The 249-nt window shown below is 51.4% G+C and carries 1 protein-coding gene; it reads right to left on the bottom strand.

Going from position 1 to position 249, the window contains the following annotated elements:
* On the bottom strand, nucleotides 1–249 hold a 249-nt coding region (locus tag Q4563_RS21575), incomplete at both ends, for an HNH endonuclease signature motif containing protein (RefSeq protein WP_303605983.1).

The raw sequence follows: 249 nt of genomic DNA, 5'->3' as shown, positions 1-249 counted from the left end.
CGTGACGGCGGCGTAAAAATTCCGGCGCAGGAATCTTGTCTCTCTTGGCATTGTTGACCTTTTCGTCAGACGGCAGCAGGTTCCATAAATCGTTGTTGTGCCAGAGTGAGAAGGGCAGCACATGGTCCACATCCATACGACTCATATTGAGAGGAGTATCGCTCCAGACACAGGTCAGATCTGTTGCTTCTGCATACAGACGACGGGCCAGGCCTTGTTCTCTCTTGGGATCTTCATCTTGTACCAGCA

This window comes from Gilvimarinus sp. 1_MG-2023 (assembly GCF_030548285.1).
The sequence above is the reverse complement of the archived record's forward strand: the minus strand, read 5'-3'. Positions and strand labels throughout refer to the sequence as shown.